The sequence below is a fragment of the Pseudomonas sp. NPDC096950 genome, from assembly GCF_044762525.1.
Classification (GTDB): Bacteria; Pseudomonadota; Gammaproteobacteria; order Pseudomonadales; family Pseudomonadaceae; genus Aquipseudomonas.
Genome location: NZ_JBIWEL010000017.1, coordinates 100,646 through 118,030, shown reverse-complemented (window position 1 = coordinate 118,030; position 17,385 = coordinate 100,646). Strand labels below are relative to the sequence as shown.

Below are 17,385 nucleotides of genomic sequence, written 5' to 3'. Positions count from 1 at the left end.
AATCCACTTTGACTTGTATCAGGAACTGCTCGGCCTCCCTGGCCCTCAACGTCCGGCAATCGGGTGCAGGATCCGCCTGTGAACGGCGGATTAAAGCTGTTGCATCATCTTGCGGACACCCGCCACGTGACGGCGGCTGACTATCAGTGCATCGCCATTGAGGCCTTTGAGGAACAACTGGAAGTGTCCCAGGGGCGTGCGTTGCAAGCGTTCGATGCGTTCGCGGGCGACCAGAGCATTGCGGTGGATCCGCACGAAACGGTCGCCGAATTCGTCTTCAAGCGCCTTGAGCGGTTCATCCAGCAACACTTCGCCGCCTTCGTGGCGCAAGGTCACGTATTTGTGGTCGGCAATGAAGTAGACCACCTGACCCAACGGGATCAGCTCAATACCTTTGCGGGTGCGGGCACTGATGTGGCTGCGGGGGCCGCTGCCGGTTTCGGCAGCCGGGCGCGTCAGGGCGGCGAGCTGGACCCGATTGGGTCGCTCGGCCTTCTTCAAGGCCTCAAGCAACAATTCGGTTCGCACTGGCTTGACCAGGTAACCCACGCCGCTGGCCTGCAAGGCTTCCACGGCGAATTCATCGGGGCCGGCGCAAAACACCACGGCGGGCGGTGTTTCGCGTTCGCACAATCGTGCAGCCACTTGCAGGCCATCGAGGCCCGGCATGCGGATATCGAGCAACACGATATCCGGCTTGTGGCTGTCGATCAGCGCCAGCGCCTCTTCGCCGTTCGTGGCGCCGGGCTCCATGACACTGTATCCCTCGAGTTCGCCGACCATTCGGCTCAGGCGCTCGCGGGCTAGGGGTTCGTCATCAACGATCAGGACATTCATATTGCGCTGGATTCCTGCGTGAGTCTCGCACAAGGATAGCGTAGACAGGTGAAGTGACATCCGTCACCGCGATCCACGCTAAGACTGGCGCGAGGGCCAAAAAGTGCCGCGAGACCGGCGGCTAAATTTTCATCTGCCGGGCGATTGGCGGCCCAGGCCCGCGTTGGCGAGGCATCGCCGTAGGGTTTGCTGATACACAATACGAACACCCCCTCTTTTTATAGGCAGCGGCAACGCACAGAAGTGCGCTGTTCCTACTGTCCAACTGTAGACGGTTGCCGGCGCGATATTGCTCAAATGAAAAATATCGTTGCGCAATTCCTTCAGACATTGCCCGGAGTATGGTCCGACGCATGAGAAAAAAACGTATCGACCAGTGTCAGCGACAGGATTGGCAACCCTGTTATTATCCGCCACAGCGTTCAACGCCAACTTTCTTCAAGCCGATACGAGCGAATTCATGAGCACTGACAAGACCAATCAGTCCTGGGGCGGCCGCTTCAGTGAACCCGTCGACGCCTTCGTCGCCCGCTTCACCGCCTCCGTCACTTTCGACCAGCGCCTCTACCGCCACGACATCATGGGCTCGATCGCCCACGCCACCATGCTGGCCAAGGTCGGCGTGCTGACCGATGCCGAGCGCGACAGCATCACCGATGGCCTGAAGACCATCCAGGGTGAAATCGAGGCCGGCCAGTTCGACTGGCGCATCGACCTCGAAGACGTGCACATGAACATCGAGGCGCGCCTGACCGACCGCATCGGCGTGACCGGTAAAAAGCTGCACACCGGCCGTAGCCGTAACGACCAGGTGGCCACCGACATCCGCCTGTGGCTGCGTGACGAGATCGACCTGATCCTGGCGGAAATCACCCGCCTGCAACAAGGTCTGCTGGAGCAGGCCGAGCGCGAAGCCGGCAGCATCATGCCGGGCTTCACCCACCTGCAAACCGCCCAGCCAGTGACTTTCGGGCACCACATGCTGGCCTGGTTCGAAATGCTCAGCCGCGACTACGAGCGCTTGGTGGACTGCCGCAAGCGCACCAACCGCATGCCACTGGGCAGCGCCGCGCTGGCGGGAACTACCTACCCGATCGACCGTGAGTTCACGGCTCAGTTGCTGGGCTTCGACGCCGTCGGCGGCAACTCCCTGGACAACGTGTCCGATCGTGACTTCGCTATCGAGTTCTGCTCGGCCGCGAGCATCGCGATGATGCACTTGTCGCGTTTCTCCGAAGAACTGGTGCTGTGGACCAGTGCGCAATTCCAGTTCATCGATCTGCCGGACCGTTTCTGCACCGGCAGCTCGATCATGCCGCAAAAGAAAAACCCGGACGTGCCAGAGCTGGTTCGCGGCAAGACCGGTCGCGTCTTCGGCGCACTGATGGGCCTGCTGACCTTGATGAAGGGCCAACCGCTGGCCTACAACAAGGACAACCAGGAAGACAAAGAGCCGCTTTTCGATGCCGCCGACACCCTGCGCGACTCGCTGCGGGCCTTTGCCGACATGATCCCGGCGATCAAGCCAAAACACGCGATGATGCGCGAAGCGGCGCTGCGCGGTTTCTCCACCGCCACCGACCTGGCGGACTACCTGGTGCGCCGTGGCCTGCCGTTCCGTGACTGCCACGAAATCGTTGGTCATGCGGTGAAGTACGGCGTGGAAAGCGGCAAGGACCTGGCGGAAATGAGCCTGGAAGAACTGCGCAAGTTCAGCGACCAGATCGATCAGGACGTCTTCGCCGTACTGACCCTGGAAGGCTCGGTGAATGCCCGTGACCATATCGGCGGGACTGCGCCGGCACAGGTCAAGCAGGCAGTGGCGCGCGGACAGGCTTTGTTGGCTAGCCGCTAAATCGCTAAAAGCTTCGCGAGCAGGCTCGCTCCCACATTAGATTGATGGTGAACACAAAATAGGTGAACACCAAAGATCCACTGTGGGAGCGAGCCTGCTCGCGAAAGCGGTCTTGAAGACGCTAAAAAACCTACTTCTTGGACGCGACCATCGCCAAAAACGCTGGCATCGCCGCTTCCTTGTCCGCCGCAATCCGCGGCACATGCGGGTTCTGCTCCAGACGTTCCAGCAACGCCTTGGCCGCTGGCATCTCGGCCAACAGGTCGATCCCGAACAGCTTCTGCCCGACCGCACAGGCCAGTGGCACGCTGTAGAGGAAATACAAATCCGCAATGCTCAGGCTGTCACCCGCCACATACGGGGCGAACTTGCCGTGCCTGCCCAGCGAGGCAAAGCCCAGCAGCAATTCGGCTTTGGTCTTGTCCTTGATCGCGTCCGGCAAGGTCATACCGAAGAAGGCTTCGGCGTAGCAGGCGCGGCCCGGCAGTTCGATGTACAGCTCGATTTCCTTGGCCAGCGCCAGGGCCTGCGCTCGCTCAAAGGGCTCGCTCGACAGCAGCGGCGTACCTTTCTGGCTTTGTTCGAGGTATTCGAGGATCACGCTGGTTTCGTTGATGAACCCTTGATCGACGCCCAGCACCGGCACCTTGCCGCGCGGGCTGATGGCCAGTGCCTCGGGGCTCGGCCCCGGGTAGAACACGACTTCTTCGAACGGCAGTCCTTTCTCCAGCAGCGCCAGTTTCACCATGTTGTAGTAGTTGCTGACGGAAAATCCATAAAGCTTGAGCATCACAAAGCCTCCAGGCCGTGCGGGGTGGGCAGTGCCTGTTTATAGAACGCCCGGGCGTTTCTTGCCAGCAGCATCACAGCGCTGAATGCAGGTAAACTGCCCGCCTTAACTTGAGGAGCCTGCCATGAGCGAGCCAACAGACATCGAGATCGACGAAGAAGAATTCGCCGAGAACACCCTGATCGAAGCGATTGAAAACCAGATCGAAAGCGACAACCCACCGGCTGCCAAAGCGACGTTCAACAAGCTGACCCTGGTGGGTTACGAGCGGGAAGAAATCCTCAACCTGATGGCCCATGTGCTGGCCGTGGAAATTGACGCGATCCTCGAAGAAGACCGCGCGTTCAACACCGAATGGTACGAAACCGCCCTGCGCGCGTTGCCAGAGCTGCCGCCAGAGAAGAAGTAAGCGAATCCCCTGTGGGAGCGGGCTTCTGTGGCGAGGGGCTTGCTCCCGCTGGGTCGCGCAGCGGCCCCAAAAACTTTGCGACTGCTTCGCAGCCGAACGGGAGCAAGCTCCCTCGCCACAGGCAAGCCCCCTCGCCACAAACACAATTTGTCACCCATCCTTCCTGCCTTTCTGCAGACCCTGTCTACACTGGTAACACCCCGCCGCCGCACCACCCGCCGGGGAATGTTTCCCGAGGCGAAAAAACCCTGCTGCCAGCACTGGACATGCCGCACGAGTGGGCTCACCTTAGGGACGCTGTCGTCTAATTCCTAGAAAGTCTGGAGTCCTTATGTCGCTTACCCCTGAGTTGGTTGCCGAACTGGAAATCCTTGCCCTCTTCAACCTGGACAGTTCCCAGGAAGGTTTGAAAATTCATCAGACCGCTGCCCCTAAGGCCATTGCCGCCGCCCAACGCCTGTTCGACAAAGAACTGATCACCCAGCCCGATGGCGGTTACCTGACCAGCCTGGGCCGTGACGCCGCGCAAAATGTGCAAACCGTGCTGACCATCCTGACCGTACAAGAAACAGCCTGAATCCCCCTGCATCGCCCACGGGAACCCCGGCTACGGGATTTCCGCGGGCACACTCGATCACCTGTCGTCGCCTGGCGATAGAAATTTGACGCCAGAAATACAAATACAGCTTAAAAGTCCCGGGGCCGAGGCGCTAAACTGCCCCTCATCCGCAGACACCTACGTCCGCGCTTCGCGAGCCGGTTTGAGCTGACATGACCCGCACCCATGAAATCCGCCCCGATCTGGACGAGGGAATCGACCGCAAGGTTCTCAGTCAGCTGCGCGCCCGTTTTCTGAAACTCAACGAAGGCCGCATGGCCCGCGCCATGGAAGGGTTGTCGACGCGCCAGCAAGGGGTGTTGACCCTGCTGCCGCTGTTCTTCCACGTCAATCACCCGCTGTTGCCCGGTTACGTTTCCGGCAGCACGCCGGCCGGGTTGTCGAATTACGAGCCCGATAACACCACCCTCGCCGAAGCCCAGCGCCTGACCCGTTCGTTTTCCTATAAGCCACGCCACGGCAGCAATCCGCCGCGACCGATTCATGGTCTGTTCCTGATGGGCAGCCTTGGCACTCTGGCCCAGGCTGACCAGAGCGACATGGACGTGTGGGTGTGCCACGGCCCGGACTTGAGCGATAGCGAACTCACCGAGTTGCGCAAAAAGTGCCAGTTGCTCGAAACCTGGGCCGCGAGCCAGGGCGCCGAGGCGCATTTCTTCCTGATCGACCCGACCCGCTTCATGCACGGAGAGCGGGATACGCAACTGAGTTCGGAAGACTGCGGCACCACCCAGCACTACTTACTGCTGGATGAGTTCTATCGCACCGCGATCTGGCTGGCGGGGCGCACGCCGATCTGGTGGCTGGTGCCGGTCTACGAAGAGGCGGGTTATCTCCAGTACACCCACACACTGATTTCCAAGCGCTTTATCCGCGCCGACGAAACCCTGGACCTGGGGCACCTGGCGCACATCCCGCCGGGAGAATTCATCGGCGCCGGGCTCTGGCAATTGTTCAAGGGCATCGAGTCGCCCTACAAGTCGGTGCTCAAGCTGTTGCTGATCGAGGTCTACGCCAGCGAACACCCCAAGGTCCATTGCCTGAGCCTGCGCTTCAAACAGGCAGTGTTCGCCAATCGGCTGGACCTTGATGAGCTGGACCCGTACATCGTGGTCTACCGGCGTATCGAGGAATACCTGACCGCCCGGGGCGAACCGGAGCGCCTGGAACTGGTGCGCCGTGCGCTGTACCTGAAGGTCAATCGCAAGCTCACCGGCAGTAACAGTCGTACCGCGAGTTGGCAGCGTTCGCTGCTGGAACGCCTGGCCAGCGAATGGCACTGGGATCAGCGGCAACTGGCGCTGCTCGACAGCCGCAGCCAGTGGAAAGTCCGCCAGGTCAGCGCCGAACGCCGGGCCCTGGTCAACGAACTGAATTACAGCTACCGCTTCCTGACCCAGTTTGCCCGTACCGAGCAAACTGTCAGCCTGATCAATAAGCGTGACCTCAATGTGCTCGGTCGGCGGCTGTACGCGGCGTTCGAGCGCAAGGCTGACAAGGTCGAGTTCATCAACCCGGGCATCGCCCCGGATCTGGCCGAAGACACCCTGACCCTGGTGCAGGCGCCGAACAAGAAAGAACCGGGGCAAACCCAATGGGGTTTATACAACGGCAGCCTGAACGCCCATGAGTGGGAGCATTTCGCGCCGATCAAACGCAGCCGCCAATTGCTGGAGCTGCTGACCTGGTGCCACCGCAACGGCGTGATCGACAGCAGCACCCGCCTGGCCTTGCACCCCGGTACCAGCGATTTGAGCGAGTTCGAACTGTTCAACCTGCTCGGCAGCCTGCAGCAAAGCGTCGCCCTGCCACTGACCACCGTTGCCGAGGAACCGTTGCTGCGGGCCGCCGTGCCGAGCGAAGTGCTGATCCTGGTGAACGTCGGCGTCGATCCGCTCAAGCATCACCGCGACCTGAATATCCTGATGACCACCGAGCGCACCGACTCCCTGAGCTACGCCGGCGTGCGGGAAAACCTGGTGCTGACCCTGGATCAGGTCACGCTCAACAGCTGGAACGAAGTGTTGGTCAGTCGCTACGACGGCCCTCACGCGCTGCTCGACTGCCTGCGCGATTACCTCAACAACCTGCCCAAAGGCCTGGATCAACCGCGCTTGCGGGTCCGTTGCTTCTGCCACAACCGCGCGCAGTTCATCGCCCGGCGGGTCGAAGAAATCATCGATACCGCGCAGAACCTGCTGTTGAGCAAGCTCAACCATCGCTATCTGATTCAGGTGCAGCAGCATTACCACGTGCTGGAACTGGTGCCCGGCCAGGTCAACCATATCGCCCTCGCCACCCTGCCGGCGCTGTTCGACTACCTGGGCGAAGAGCAGGCGAGCTACAGCCCGCTGCATCTGGACCCGATGGCCCTTGAAGAACAGGACCTCGCGTTGCTGTTGCCCATGGGCCAGCCCGAATGCATTCAGGTGTTCTACCGGATCAACGAACAGCAGGCCGATCTGTACGTGCTGGATGAGTTCAACGCGTTGTGGCAGCAGCGCCTGCCCTACCACGACGAGCAAAGCCTGCTGGTGCCGCTGCAACGTTTCCTGCAGTCGATCCTGTATCGCCGGGACGCCTTGCTGCCGATGGAAGCCGCCCAGCCTCTGAGCCTCGAGACGTTGTATTACCAACTATTGCCGTCAGGCACCGGGCGGGCGCGCCGGGTCGAAGCGCGGCCGGCGCCGCAAACGCCAGTCAACAAACCGTTCTACGACGTGCAAGCGATCATCGGCAAAGCCGCACCGGGCCAGGTGCAGGTCACGTTGTATTGCAATCAGCGGGAGTTTTCGGAGCTGGAGTTTGGCGATCAGCTGTTTACCGTGGTCGCCCGGGAGATCATCGATCAGCGCCGCGAGACGGAACGCTATCGCTGCTACATCACCGACCTGGACCTCTCGGGCCTGCTCGGTGATGGGCAGAGTTCAAGCAATCTGTATCTGCGCTACAAGGCTGACCTGGAGCGCGCATTGAACGAAGCGCTCGAGCAGGTCTGAGGGGAGTTATTCCGGGAAGTCGCCGCCATGGGCTGGCTGCGATTCAACTTCCAGCAGCGTCAGTTTCAACGTCTTGCCGCCCGGTGCCGGCCAGTCGATATGCTGACCGACTTTCAGGCCGAGCAAGGCACTACCCACCGGCGCCAGAATGGAAATCTTGCCTTCGTCGGCATTGGCATCCTTGGGATAAACCAGCGTCAGGTGGTAGTCCTTGCCGCTGATTTCTTCGCGGCAATGCACGCGCGAATTCATGGTCACGACATCGGCGGGCACTTCATCGTGACCGACCAGTGTATCGGCGCGATCCAGTTCGGTTTGCAGCGCGATAACGCCCGGCAGCGTGTCATCCAGGCTGTCGATCAGGCGCTCCAGACGTTGCACGTCCAGACGGGTAAGGGTGATGGAAGGTACGGTCATGATCCGGGCAGACTCCTTTCTTCTGCACAAAAAAAGCAAAACCCCGCCAGAAAAAGGCGGGGTTTTCACGAGCCTCGATGGGTTGAGGCGTTTCTGGACACTATCACAGCTCAATAAATATACAAGCCAGGTCGCGGCGGACCCGATGGGGGGGGGAAATTTTGATCAGGTTCAGAGGGGGCTTTGTGGGAGCGGGCTTGCTCGCGAATGCGGTGTGACAGTCAGCGATGTTGTCGACTGATACACCGCATTCGCGAGCAAGCCCGCTCCCACAGGGTTTTAGGTCAGGCGGAAGTTTTGCGGTGTGCAGCCTGGGCACAGATGACACGACGGCGGTCGTCGTCGGCCGAGCGCCATTCACGGATGTCTTCGACATGGCGAAAACAGCCCAGGCACACTTTCTGCTCATCCAGCCGGCACACGCCGCTGCACGGCGAAGGCACCGCCGGGCTGATATTGCTGTAAAGCGGCTTGGGCGGGCGAACAGGTACAGGCTCGGTCACGATCTCACAGGCCTTCGAAATCGAATTCAGCGCCGGCTTGCTGCTTGACGATGCGCTCGAGCATTTCACCCAACTGCTCTTCGCTCTTGTCGCACATCCAGCGCTCGCTTTCTTCGTCGTAATCGAAGTGGAAACCGCCGGACACCGCCGCCAGCCACAGCTGACGCAACGGCTCCTGGCGGCTGAAGATCAACTGGCTGCCATTTTCGAACTTGACGGTGAGCACACCGGCCGAGCTCTCCAGATCGATATCCAGGTCACTCTCGTCGAAAATATCTTCCAGCGATTGCTGGGTGGCATCGACCAGGTCGTGGAAACGGGCTTCGGTCAAACTCATTGCAGGAACCTCAAAAAGTGTCTGATCACGCTCAAGCGCCGCAAGATACGGGCGAGCCCCGGTGATTGCAAAGGATAACGACTGTGGGAGCGAGCTTGCTCGCGAAAAGGTCATCATATTCAACATCAATGTTGACTGACATACCGCATTCGCGAGCAAGCCCGCTCCCACAATGGATTGCACATAACTGCCGGCATCGGGCCAAGGCCCGCCGGACGGGAGCCGCGTTACATAGGCAAGCTGCCGGGTGGCCGGTATACTCCGGCGCAATTAACGCATTTTCAAGGATTTCGCCATGAAGCGCCTGATCTCTTCCCTTGCTGCGCTCGTCGCGGTTGCCTGTCTTGTGTCGGCTTGTGGTCAAAAAGGCCCGCTGTACCTGCCTGATGAAAACCAGGACCCTGCCGAGCAGGCCAAGTCCTCGCAAAAGCCGCCTGCCTCTAAAGCACACAAGCACGACGTCTACCAATAAGGGAACGCCATGGACGCTTTTAATTACCGTGACGGTGAGCTGTTCGCGGAAGGTGTTGCCCTGTCTGCCATCGCCGAACGCTTTGGCACACCGACCTACGTCTACTCCCGCGCCCACATCGAAGCCCAGTACCTGGCGTATGCCGATGCCCTGGCCGGCGTGCCGCACCTGGTGTGCTACGCGGTCAAGGCCAACTCCAACCTGGGTGTGCTGAATGTCCTGGCCCGTCTCGGCGCCGGTTTCGACATCGTCTCCCGTGGCGAACTGGAACGCGTCCTGGCCGCTGGCGGCAGCGCCGACAAGATTGTGTTCTCCGGTGTCGGCAAGACCCGCGAAGACATGCGTCGCGCCCTGGAAGTCGGCGTGCACTGCTTCAACGTCGAGTCCACCGATGAGCTGGAACGCCTGCAGGTGGTCGCCGCCGAACTGGGCGTTCGCGCGCCGATCTCGTTGCGGGTGAACCCGGACGTTGATGCCGGCACCCACCCGTACATTTCTACCGGTCTCAAAGAGAACAAGTTCGGCATCGCCATCGCCGACGCCGAAGACGTGTACATCCGCGCCGCGCAGCTGCCGAACCTGGAAGTGCTGGGCGTCGATTGCCACATCGGCTCGCAACTGACCAGCCTGCCACCGTTCCTTGATGCCCTCGATCGCCTGCTGGGCTTGATCGATCGTCTCGGTGAATGCGGGATTTACCTGCGTCACATCGACCTCGGTGGCGGCGTCGGCGTGCGTTATCGCGATGAAGAGCCGCCACTGGTGGCCGACTACATTAAAGCCGTGCGCGAGCGCTGCGACGGTCGCGACCTGGCCCTGGTGTTCGAGCCGGGCCGCTACATCGTCGCCAACGCCGGCGTGTTGCTGACCCAGGTCGAGTACCTCAAGCACACCGAGCACAAAGACTTCGCCATCGTCGATGCGGCCATGAACGACCTGATCCGCCCGGCGCTGTACCAGGCCTGGATGGACGTCACCGCCGTGCACCCGCGTGATACCGAAGCTCGCGCCTACGACATCGTCGGGCCGATCTGCGAAACCGGCGACTTCCTGGCCAAGGAGCGTGAACTGGCCCTGGAAGAAGGCGACTTGCTGGCCGTGCATTCGGCCGGTGCCTACGGGTTTGTCATGAGTTCCAACTACAACACCCGCGGGCGTACCGCCGAAGTGTTGGTGGACGGTGATCAGGCATTTGAAGTGCGTCGCCGTGAGACGGTAGCCGAGTTGTTTGCTGGCGAAAGCCTGCTGCCGGAGTAAAACCATGCTGCTGCGTTTTACCAAGATGCACGGCCTGGGCAATGACTTCATGGTCCTCGACCTGGTCAGCCAGCACGCGCACATCCTGCCAAAGCACGCCAAGCAATGGGGCGATCGGCACACCGGCATCGGTTTCGACCAGTTGCTGATCGTCGAAGCGCCGAGCAACCCGGACGTGGATTTCCGTTACCGGATCTTCAACTCCGACGGTTCCGAAGTGGAGCAGTGCGGCAACGGTGCGCGCTGCTTCGCCCGCTTCGTGCTCGACAAGCGCCTGACCGCCAAGCGGCAGATTCGCGTCGAGACCAAAAGCGGCATCATCGAACTGGATATCCGCAGCGACGGCCAGATCAGTGTCGACATGGGCGCACCGCGCCTGGTGCCGGCCGACATCCCGTTCGAAGCCGAAGGCCAGGCCCTGAGCTACCAGCTCGAAGTCGACGGTACTACGGTCGAATTGGCAGCAGTGTCCATGGGCAACCCCCACGCCGTGCTGCGGGTCAACGACATCAATAACGCACCGGTGCATGAGCTGGGCCCGAAAATCGAACACCATCCGCGCTTCCCGGCGCGGGTCAATGTCGGTTTTCTCCAGGTCATCGACCGGAACCGTGCGCAGCTGCGCGTCTGGGAACGCGGGGCCGGGGAAACCCAGGCCTGCGGCACCGGCGCCTGCGCTGCTGCAGTGGCCGCGATCAGCCAGGGGTGGATGGATTCGCCGCTATTGATCGACCTGCCCGGCGGGCGCCTGTCCATTGAATGGGCAGGCCCAGGCCATCCGGTGATGATGACCGGCCCGGCAGTGCGCGTATATGAAGGACAAGTGCGTCTTTGAGAGAGCCAAATCCATGAAAGATAAGCCCCAGGTCCCCGCCCTACAGCCCGACGAATCTCCTTCCGAAAGCCTTGAGGCGGCGGCGATTGCCGCGTACCTGGAGGCTCATCCGGATTTCTTCGTCGAGCACGAAGAACTGCTCCCGGCCTTGCGCATTCCCCACCAGCGCGGCGATACCGTGTCCCTGGTGGAACGCCAGATGACCATCCTGCGAGATCGCAACATCGAGTTGCGGCATCGCCTGTCGCACCTGATGGACGTGGCGCGGGACAATGATCGCCTGTTCGACAAGACCCGCCGCCTGATTCTCGCGCTGATGGACGCCACCAGCCTTGAAGACGTGGTGATCAGCGTCGAAGACAGCCTGCGCCAGGACTTCCAGGTGCCTTTCGTCAGCCTCATCCTGCTGGGCGACAACCCCATGCCGGTGGGTCGCTGGGCTACGCATGCCGAAGCGCAAACCGCCATCGGTGGCCTGCTCTCGGAAGACAAAAGCGTCAGCGGCAGCCTGCGTGAGCACGAACTGGACTTCCTGTTCGGCGAAGAGCAACGCAAGCAGATCGGTTCCACGGCCGTCGTCGCCATCAGCCATCAAGGCATTCACGGCGTCCTGGCCATCGCCAGCCGTGATCCGCAGCACTACAAGAGCTCGGTGGGCACGCTGTTCCTGAGCTACATCGCCGAAGTCATGGGCCGCGTGCTGCCACGGGTCAACAATTCCCTGCGCTCGGTACGCTGATCGTGGAACGACAACTGGACGCTTACTGCGAACACCTGCGCAGTGAGCGGCAAGTGTCGCCCCACACGCTGTACGCCTACCGCCGCGACCTCGACAAAGTGCTGGGCTGGTGCGTCAAACAGAACATCAGCAGCTGGGCCGCGCTGGATATCCAGCGCCTGCGCAGCCTGATCGCACGCCTGCACTCACAAGGCCAATCGTCCCGTAGCCTGGCGCGATTACTGTCGGCGGTGCGCGGGCTCTATCACTACCTGAATCGCGAAGGCCTGTGCGATCACGACCCGGCCAACGGCCTGGCGCCGCCCAAAGGTGAGCGTCGCCTGCCGAAAACCCTCGACACCGACCGCGCATTGCAACTGTTGGAAGGTGCCGTCGAGGATGACTTTCTGGCCCGTCGGGATCAGGCGATTCTGGAGCTGTTTTATTCCTCGGGCTTACGGCTTTCCGAGCTGACCGGGCTGAATATGGACCAACTCGACCTCGCCGACGGCATGGTCCAAGTGCTCGGCAAGGGCAGCAAGACTCGCCTGCTGCCGGTCGGCAAAAAGGCTCGAGAAGCGCTGGAACTGTGGCTGCCACTGCGCGCCATGACCAACCCGGCGGACGACGCGGTCTTCGTCAGCCAGCAAGGCCGACGCCTCGGCCCACGGGCGATTCAGGTGCGGGTCAAAGCCGCCGGCGAACGCGAACTCGGGCAAAACCTGCACCCGCACATGCTGCGGCACTCCTTCGCCAGCCACTTGCTGGAATCCTCGCAGGACCTGCGCGCAGTGCAGGAACTGCTTGGCCACTCGGACATCAAGACCACCCAGATCTACACCCACCTGGACTTCCAGCACCTGGCAACGGTCTACGACAGCGCCCATCCGCGGGCCAAACGAATCAAAGGCGATGAGTCATGAGAATCCAGTTGATCACCTTCGACCTCGACGACACCCTGTGGGATACCGCCCCGGTGATCATCAGCGCCGAGGCCACCCTGCGCGAATGGCTGACCGAGCATGCACCGAACCTGGGCGCGGTGCCGGTGGAGCATTTGTGGGCCATCCGTGAGCGGGTGCTGAACAACGAACCGGGACTCAAGCACCGCATCAGCGCTTTGCGCCGGCGTGTGCTGTTCCATGCGCTGGAAGAAGCCGGTTACGATCACGCCGAGGCTTCGGACCTGGCGGATCAGAGCTTCGAAGTGTTTTTGCACGCCCGGCATCAATTGCAAATCTTCCCGGAAGTACAGCCGACCCTGGAAACCCTGGCCAACCATTACGCCCTCGGCGTGGTCACCAATGGCAACGCCGATGTGCGTCGCCTGGGGCTGGCGGATTACTTCAAGTTCGCGCTGTGCGCCGAAGACATCGGCATCGCCAAGCCTGATGCGCGGCTGTTCCACGAGGCCTTGCAGCGTGGCGGTGCGACGGCCGAGACGGCGGTGCACATTGGCGATCATCCCGGTGATGACATTGCCGGCGCCCAACAGGCAGGCTTGCGCGCGATCTGGTTCAACCCGACAGGCAAGGCCTGGGAAGCGGATCGCTTGCCGGATGCGGAGATTAGTAGCCTGACAGATTTGCCGGCATTGCTGGCGCGCTGGAACGCCGCTTCCGCCTGACCCAAAACCCTGTGGGTGTGTAACACCCTGTGGGAGCGGGCTTGCTCGCGAAGAGGCCGTATCCGTCAACATTGATATCGACTGATACACCGCTTTCGCGAGCAAGCCCGCTCCCACAGGGGTTGTGTTGCACAGGCCACTTTTATTACGCCCATGAAAAAGCCCGCAGCGACGGCGGGCTTTTTCAGCAAGCAAGCCAGTAGCAGGCGCTTAGATAGGCCGGCTGCCGTACTTGTTGTCAGGCTTCTTGGGCGGATCGGCGACCACATTGGCCTCCACTTCCTGCACCTTGCCACCTTTGGCCAGGAACTCTTCCATGGCCTTGGCCAGGGCGTCGCGCTCCTTGTTCTTGGCTTCGACGCTCGGCAGCTCATCGACTGACACAGCAGCCTTGGCCTTGCCTTTGGCGGTCGGAACCGGCGCATCACCACCGTCGTCGTCAGCAACGTCTTCCGCTGCTGCTTCCAAGCCTTCTTCGGCCTCGTCTTCGTCACCTACTTCGAGGTCGTCGTTTTCCAGATCATCGTCGCTCATGTTCTACCTCATGACTTGCGAAAAGCAGATTAGTTATAGCCCAGCTTCGCCATCTGTCGAAGGCCGCCGGAAAAAAATCAACAGCCGCTGGCAACCAGCGACTTATGCCTCTTCACCGTGCACGGTGGCGAGGACTTTACGGGCACCGCCAAAATCACGGTGCTCGCCCAGATAAACGCCTTGCCAGGTCCCCAACGCCAGTCGGCCTGCCGAAATCGGCAAACTAAGCTGACAGCCAAGCACGCTGGCCTTGAAGTGCGCCGGGAGGTCGTCCAGGCCTTCGTCGTTATGCTCATAGCCGTCTGTTCCTTGTGGGATCAGACGATTGAAAAATCGTTCGAAGTCGCGACGTACCGCCGGATCGGCGTTTTCGTTGATGGTCAACGACGCCGAGGTATGCTGCAGCCACAAATGCAACAGACCGACCCGACACGCCTTGAGTTCAGGCAGGCCGGCGAGTAACTCGTCCGTTACCAGATGAAAGCCCCGTGGCCTCGCCCGCAGGGTAATCAGAGTCTGTTGCCACATACAGTTCTCCGCACGTTCGGGGCGCATTCTAGCGCGCTCTGGGAAAAAACAAAGGCCCTAATATTCCTGCATTGCTGTAAGTTTTTCGCCCCAGAAAAACGCTCGCCGTAAACACGACATAAGCCGTAGGAAAAAACCTTTCAGCTACCTCGTTAATGACAAATCCCGGACAAAAAAATGCCCGGCGAGCCGGGCAAGTTTTTTTCTGCGCGTCTTACAAGTTGTAGCCGCGTTCGTTGTGTTGTGCCAGATCGAGGCCAACCGCTTCTTCTTCCTCGGTCACACGCAGACCCATGACGGCGTCGAGGACCTTGAGAATGATGAAGGTGACGATCGCGGTGTAGATCACCGTGAAGCCCACGCCTTTGGTTTGAATCCAGACTTGTGCGGCGATGTCGGTCACGGTGCCGAAGCCACCCAGGGACGGTGCAGCGAACACACCGGTCAGGATCGCGCCGAGGATACCGCCGATACCGTGCACGCCAAAGGCATCCAGGGAGTCGTCATAGCCGAGTTTGCGCTTCAGGGTGGTGGCGCAGAAGAAGCACACCACGCCAGCCGCCAGGCCGATGACCAGTGCACCCATCGGGCCCACGGTGCCCGCGGCCGGGGTGATTGCCACCAGACCGGCGACCACACCCGAAGCGATACCCAATGCACTTGGTTTGCCGTGGGTGATCCACTCGGCGAACATCCAGCCCAGTGCAGCGGCGGCGGTTGCGATCTGGGTCACCAGCATCGCCATACCGGCGGTGCCGTTGGCTGCAGCGGCGGAACCGGCGTTGAAGCCGAACCAGCCGACCCACAGCATGGCCGCGCCCATCAGGGTGTAACCGAGGTTATGCGGTGCCATCGGGGTGGTCGGGAAGCCTTTGCGCTTGCCCAGCACCAGGCAGCAGATCAGACCGGCCACACCGGCGTTGATGTGCACCACGGTGCCGCCCGCGAAGTCCAGCACGCCCCAGTCCCACAACAGGCCGCCGTTACCGGACCAGACCATGTGCGCAATCGGTGCGTAAACCAGGGTGAACCAGATGCCCATGAACACCAGCATCGCGGAGAACTTCATCCGCTCGGCGAAGGCACCGACGATCAGCGCCGGGGTGATGATGGCGAAGGTCATCTGGAAGGTCACGAACACTGCTTCAGGAAACAGCGCGGCCGGACCGGTCAGGCTGGCTGGCGTGATGCCGGCGAGGAACGCCTTGCCCATGCCGCCGAAGAACGAGTTGAAGTTGACGACGCCCTGCTCCATGCCCGTGGTGTCGAACGCAACGCTGTAGCCATAAATGACCCACAGGATGCTGATCAGACCGGTAATGGCGAAGCACTGCATCATCACGGAAAGAATGTTTTTGGAGCGAACCATGCCGCCGTAGAACAGCGCGAGGCCGGGAATGGTCATGAACAGCACGAGGGCTGTCGAGGTCAACATCCAGGCGGTATCGCCGGAATTGAGGACTGGGGCCGCCACTTCGTCTGCCGCCATAGCCAGGCTGGGCATTACGAGGGACAACAGGGCTCCTAGCCCTGCGAATTTACGCAGAGTCATATTGTTTTCTCCTGGGGCGTTGGGTTTGTGGCGGCTTAGATTGCGTCGGTATCGGTTTCGCCGGTACGGATGCGAATCGCCTGTTCCAGATTGACCACGAAGATCTTGCCGTCACCGATCTTGCCGGTGTTGGCTGCCTTGGTTATCGCCTCGATAACCCGGTCAAGATCCTTGTCGTCAATGGCGACATCAATCTTCACCTTGGGCAGAAAATCGACCACGTACTCCGCGCCGCGATACAGCTCGGTGTGACCCTTCTGCCGACCGAAGCCTTTGACCTCAGTTACGGTAATGCCCTGCACGCCGATCTCGGACAACGACTCGCGTACATCGTCCAGCTTGAACGGCTTGATGATGGCAGTGACTAGCTTCATGAAAACTCTCTCCCGAATTGGTGGACTTGCCCCAGGAAAACAAACCCGTCTCAAGTCTAAGCGCAGTGCCTGGCTTTGTAACGCATCGTCGGCCTAACCTGCCCGTCCGACGCCAGCTAACCACTCCGTACGAAACTTCCCCGTTCCGCGTGGCGCACTGCATTCGTCACAGCGACTGCATCAGTGCATGGGTCACTAGCGACTAAGCAGAAAGCTTGCCATCTCGCCAAAACCCACTGAATTCAATCCTTTGGCCGCTGCTGCAAGCCACTTCCCACATCTGCCGATGACATTACGCACAACAACAGTGCGCGGCCGTCCGTCCGCCTGCGCGAAAAGCGTGCATCCCTGCCTGCGGATTTGACTATAGACACTGCGTGATACACTGCCCGCCATTGTTTCCAGGACCTTTCCCATGCTCGCGCCAAAAGACTTCCTCGACGCCCTGAGCGGCACCGCCTCCCGCCTCTTCAGCGGCGAAACCCCGTTGCCGAAAAGCGAAATCGAAAGCCAGTTCAAAGCCCTGCTGCAGAGCGGCTTCAGCAAGCTGGATCTGGTGAGCCGGGAAGAGTTTGATAGTCAGATGGTTGTGTTGGCGCGCACTCGGGCACGGTTGGAGAGCCTTGAGGCGAAGGTGGCGGAGCTGGAAGCGAAGCTCAACCCGCCAGTCGAGTAACACACTCTCTTCTATGTGAAATGCGATCCCCTGTGGGAGCGGGCTT

20 protein-coding genes are annotated in these 17,385 nt (G+C 60.8%); 11 read left to right on the top strand and 9 right to left on the bottom strand.

Annotated features, from left to right (window positions below; all coding sequences use genetic code 11):
- Positions 1-90: 90 nt before the first annotated feature.
- Positions 91-837, bottom strand: coding sequence for a LytTR family DNA-binding domain-containing protein (locus ACIQY3_RS23590; protein WP_123509692.1), 747 nt, complete (start codon positions 835-837; stop codon positions 91-93).
- A gap of 460 nt (positions 838-1,297) precedes the next feature.
- On the opposite strand from ACIQY3_RS23590, the gene argH reads away from it, so the two are divergent.
- Positions 1,298-2,692, top strand: coding sequence for an argininosuccinate lyase (argH, locus tag ACIQY3_RS23585; protein WP_054048536.1), 1,395 nt, complete (start codon positions 1,298-1,300; stop codon positions 2,690-2,692).
- Between the two features lie 130 nt (positions 2,693-2,822).
- Here the strand turns inward: argH and ACIQY3_RS23580 are convergent, their stop codons facing one another.
- The gene (locus tag ACIQY3_RS23580; RefSeq protein WP_403024253.1) at positions 2,823-3,482 is read right to left on the bottom strand and encodes a glutathione S-transferase; all 660 of its coding nucleotides are present in this window, start codon (positions 3,480-3,482) and stop codon (positions 2,823-2,825) included.
- Between the two features lie 124 nt (positions 3,483-3,606).
- Between ACIQY3_RS23580 and ACIQY3_RS23575 the strand changes: the two genes are divergently transcribed.
- The 3 genes from ACIQY3_RS23575 to ACIQY3_RS23565 all read left to right on the top strand — a co-directional run bounded on the left by ACIQY3_RS23575 (position 3,607) and on the right by ACIQY3_RS23565 (position 7,509).
- Positions 3,607-3,891 carry a hypothetical protein gene (locus tag ACIQY3_RS23575; RefSeq protein WP_007894899.1) on the top strand — a complete coding sequence of 95 codons (285 nt, stop codon included), beginning with the start codon at positions 3,607-3,609 and terminating at the stop codon, positions 3,889-3,891.
- A gap of 331 nt (positions 3,892-4,222) precedes the next feature.
- On the top strand, positions 4,223-4,468 hold the full coding sequence (locus ACIQY3_RS23570; RefSeq protein WP_054048532.1) for a TIGR02647 family protein: 246 nt from the start codon (positions 4,223-4,225) through the stop codon (positions 4,466-4,468).
- Between the two features lie 194 nt (positions 4,469-4,662).
- The gene (locus ACIQY3_RS23565; protein WP_403024249.1) at positions 4,663-7,509 is read left to right on the top strand and encodes a class I adenylate cyclase; all 2,847 of its coding nucleotides are present in this window, start codon (positions 4,663-4,665) and stop codon (positions 7,507-7,509) included.
- A 6-nt stretch (positions 7,510-7,515) separates the two neighbouring features.
- On the opposite strand, the gene rnk is transcribed toward ACIQY3_RS23565, so the two are convergent.
- From rnk to cyaY, 3 genes are all read right to left on the bottom strand, one after another.
- Positions 7,516-7,926, bottom strand: coding sequence for a nucleoside diphosphate kinase regulator (gene rnk / locus ACIQY3_RS23560; protein WP_054048529.1), 411 nt, complete (start codon positions 7,924-7,926; stop codon positions 7,516-7,518).
- Positions 7,927-8,210: 284 nt separating this feature from the next.
- Positions 8,211-8,429, bottom strand: coding sequence for a DUF1289 domain-containing protein (locus ACIQY3_RS23555; protein WP_403024245.1), 219 nt, complete (start codon positions 8,427-8,429; stop codon positions 8,211-8,213).
- 4 nt (positions 8,430-8,433) lie between these two features.
- A complete protein-coding gene (cyaY, locus tag ACIQY3_RS23550; RefSeq protein ID WP_017341439.1) occupies positions 8,434-8,766 on the bottom strand; it encodes an iron donor protein CyaY in 333 nt (110 codons plus the stop codon).
- Between the two features lie 295 nt (positions 8,767-9,061).
- Here cyaY and ACIQY3_RS23545 point away from each other — a divergent pair, with 295 nt between their 5' ends.
- Genes ACIQY3_RS23545 through ACIQY3_RS23520 form a run of 6 tightly spaced genes read left to right on the top strand, consistent with a single transcriptional unit; the run spans position 9,062 to position 13,675 of the window.
- Complete coding sequence (locus ACIQY3_RS23545) at positions 9,062-9,238, top strand: lipoprotein (RefSeq protein ID WP_403024241.1); 177 nt, start codon at positions 9,062-9,064, stop codon at positions 9,236-9,238.
- A gap of 9 nt (positions 9,239-9,247) precedes the next feature.
- Positions 9,248-10,495 (top strand): diaminopimelate decarboxylase, encoded by a 1,248-nt coding sequence (lysA, locus tag ACIQY3_RS23540; RefSeq protein WP_403024238.1) that lies wholly within the window; start codon positions 9,248-9,250, stop codon positions 10,493-10,495.
- A gap of 4 nt (positions 10,496-10,499) precedes the next feature.
- On the top strand, positions 10,500-11,330 hold the full coding sequence (gene dapF / locus ACIQY3_RS23535) for a diaminopimelate epimerase (RefSeq protein WP_403024235.1): 831 nt from the start codon (positions 10,500-10,502) through the stop codon (positions 11,328-11,330).
- A gap of 13 nt (positions 11,331-11,343) precedes the next feature.
- Entirely contained in the window at positions 11,344-12,069 is a 726-nt protein-coding gene (locus ACIQY3_RS23530; protein WP_403024232.1) for a DUF484 family protein, read from the top strand.
- A gap of 2 nt (positions 12,070-12,071) precedes the next feature.
- A complete protein-coding gene (gene xerC, locus ACIQY3_RS23525) occupies positions 12,072-12,971 on the top strand; it encodes a tyrosine recombinase XerC (protein WP_265041653.1) in 900 nt (299 codons plus the stop codon).
- Positions 12,968-13,675, top strand: coding sequence for an HAD family hydrolase (locus ACIQY3_RS23520; protein WP_403024229.1), 708 nt, complete (start codon positions 12,968-12,970; stop codon positions 13,673-13,675). Before xerC ends, ACIQY3_RS23520 begins: the two co-directional genes overlap by 4 nt.
- A 210-nt stretch (positions 13,676-13,885) precedes the next feature.
- On the opposite strand, the gene sutA is transcribed toward ACIQY3_RS23520, so the two are convergent.
- The 4 genes from sutA to glnK all read right to left on the bottom strand — a co-directional run bounded on the left by sutA (position 13,886) and on the right by glnK (position 16,663).
- Positions 13,886-14,209, bottom strand: a complete 324-nt coding sequence (gene sutA, locus ACIQY3_RS23515) for a transcriptional regulator SutA (RefSeq protein ID WP_403024226.1) — start codon at positions 14,207-14,209, stop codon at positions 13,886-13,888.
- 102 nt (positions 14,210-14,311) lie between these two features.
- Complete coding sequence (locus ACIQY3_RS23510; protein ID WP_008030499.1) at positions 14,312-14,737, bottom strand: secondary thiamine-phosphate synthase enzyme YjbQ; 426 nt, start codon at positions 14,735-14,737, stop codon at positions 14,312-14,314.
- 214 nt (positions 14,738-14,951) lie between these two features.
- The gene (locus ACIQY3_RS23505) at positions 14,952-16,289 is read right to left on the bottom strand and encodes an ammonium transporter (protein ID WP_403024222.1); all 1,338 of its coding nucleotides are present in this window, start codon (positions 16,287-16,289) and stop codon (positions 14,952-14,954) included.
- 35 nt (positions 16,290-16,324) lie between these two features.
- On the bottom strand, positions 16,325-16,663 hold the full coding sequence (gene glnK / locus ACIQY3_RS23500; protein WP_002555808.1) for a P-II family nitrogen regulator: 339 nt from the start codon (positions 16,661-16,663) through the stop codon (positions 16,325-16,327).
- A gap of 415 nt (positions 16,664-17,078) precedes the next feature.
- On the opposite strand from glnK, the gene ACIQY3_RS23495 reads away from it, so the two are divergent.
- Positions 17,079-17,339 (top strand): accessory factor UbiK family protein, encoded by a 261-nt coding sequence (locus ACIQY3_RS23495; RefSeq protein WP_403024219.1) that lies wholly within the window; start codon positions 17,079-17,081, stop codon positions 17,337-17,339.
- Positions 17,340-17,385 lie beyond the last annotated feature (46 nt).

Bases quoted from the DNA above. Each gene is read 5' to 3' on its own strand.
- ACIQY3_RS23590 (WP_123509692.1), bottom strand. From the start codon at position 837: ATGAATGTCCTGATCGTTGATGACGAACCCCTAGCCCGCGAGCGCCTG.
- argH (WP_054048536.1), top strand. From the start codon at position 1,298: ATGAGCACTGACAAGACCAATCAGTCCTGGGGCGGCCGCTTCAGTGAA.
- ACIQY3_RS23580 (WP_403024253.1), bottom strand. From the start codon at position 3,482: ATGCTCAAGCTTTATGGATTTTCCGTCAGCAACTACTACAACATGGTG.
- ACIQY3_RS23575 (WP_007894899.1), top strand. From the start codon at position 3,607: ATGAGCGAGCCAACAGACATCGAGATCGACGAAGAAGAATTCGCCGAG.
- ACIQY3_RS23570 (WP_054048532.1), top strand. From the start codon at position 4,223: ATGTCGCTTACCCCTGAGTTGGTTGCCGAACTGGAAATCCTTGCCCTC.
- ACIQY3_RS23565 (WP_403024249.1), top strand. From the start codon at position 4,663: ATGACCCGCACCCATGAAATCCGCCCCGATCTGGACGAGGGAATCGAC.
- rnk (WP_054048529.1), bottom strand. From the start codon at position 7,926: ATGACCGTACCTTCCATCACCCTTACCCGTCTGGACGTGCAACGTCTG.
- cyaY (WP_017341439.1), bottom strand. From the start codon at position 8,766: ATGAGTTTGACCGAAGCCCGTTTCCACGACCTGGTCGATGCCACCCAG.
- ACIQY3_RS23545 (WP_403024241.1), top strand. From the start codon at position 9,062: ATGAAGCGCCTGATCTCTTCCCTTGCTGCGCTCGTCGCGGTTGCCTGT.
- lysA (WP_403024238.1), top strand. From the start codon at position 9,248: ATGGACGCTTTTAATTACCGTGACGGTGAGCTGTTCGCGGAAGGTGTT.
- dapF (WP_403024235.1), top strand. From the start codon at position 10,500: ATGCTGCTGCGTTTTACCAAGATGCACGGCCTGGGCAATGACTTCATG.
- ACIQY3_RS23530 (WP_403024232.1), top strand. From the start codon at position 11,344: ATGAAAGATAAGCCCCAGGTCCCCGCCCTACAGCCCGACGAATCTCCT.
- ACIQY3_RS23520 (WP_403024229.1), top strand. From the start codon at position 12,968: ATGAGAATCCAGTTGATCACCTTCGACCTCGACGACACCCTGTGGGAT.
- sutA (WP_403024226.1), bottom strand. From the start codon at position 14,209: ATGAGCGACGATGATCTGGAAAACGACGACCTCGAAGTAGGTGACGAA.
- ACIQY3_RS23510 (WP_008030499.1), bottom strand. From the start codon at position 14,737: ATGTGGCAACAGACTCTGATTACCCTGCGGGCGAGGCCACGGGGCTTT.
- ACIQY3_RS23505 (WP_403024222.1), bottom strand. From the start codon at position 16,289: ATGACTCTGCGTAAATTCGCAGGGCTAGGAGCCCTGTTGTCCCTCGTA.
- glnK (WP_002555808.1), bottom strand. From the start codon at position 16,663: ATGAAGCTAGTCACTGCCATCATCAAGCCGTTCAAGCTGGACGATGTA.
- ACIQY3_RS23495 (WP_403024219.1), top strand. From the start codon at position 17,079: ATGCTCGCGCCAAAAGACTTCCTCGACGCCCTGAGCGGCACCGCCTCC.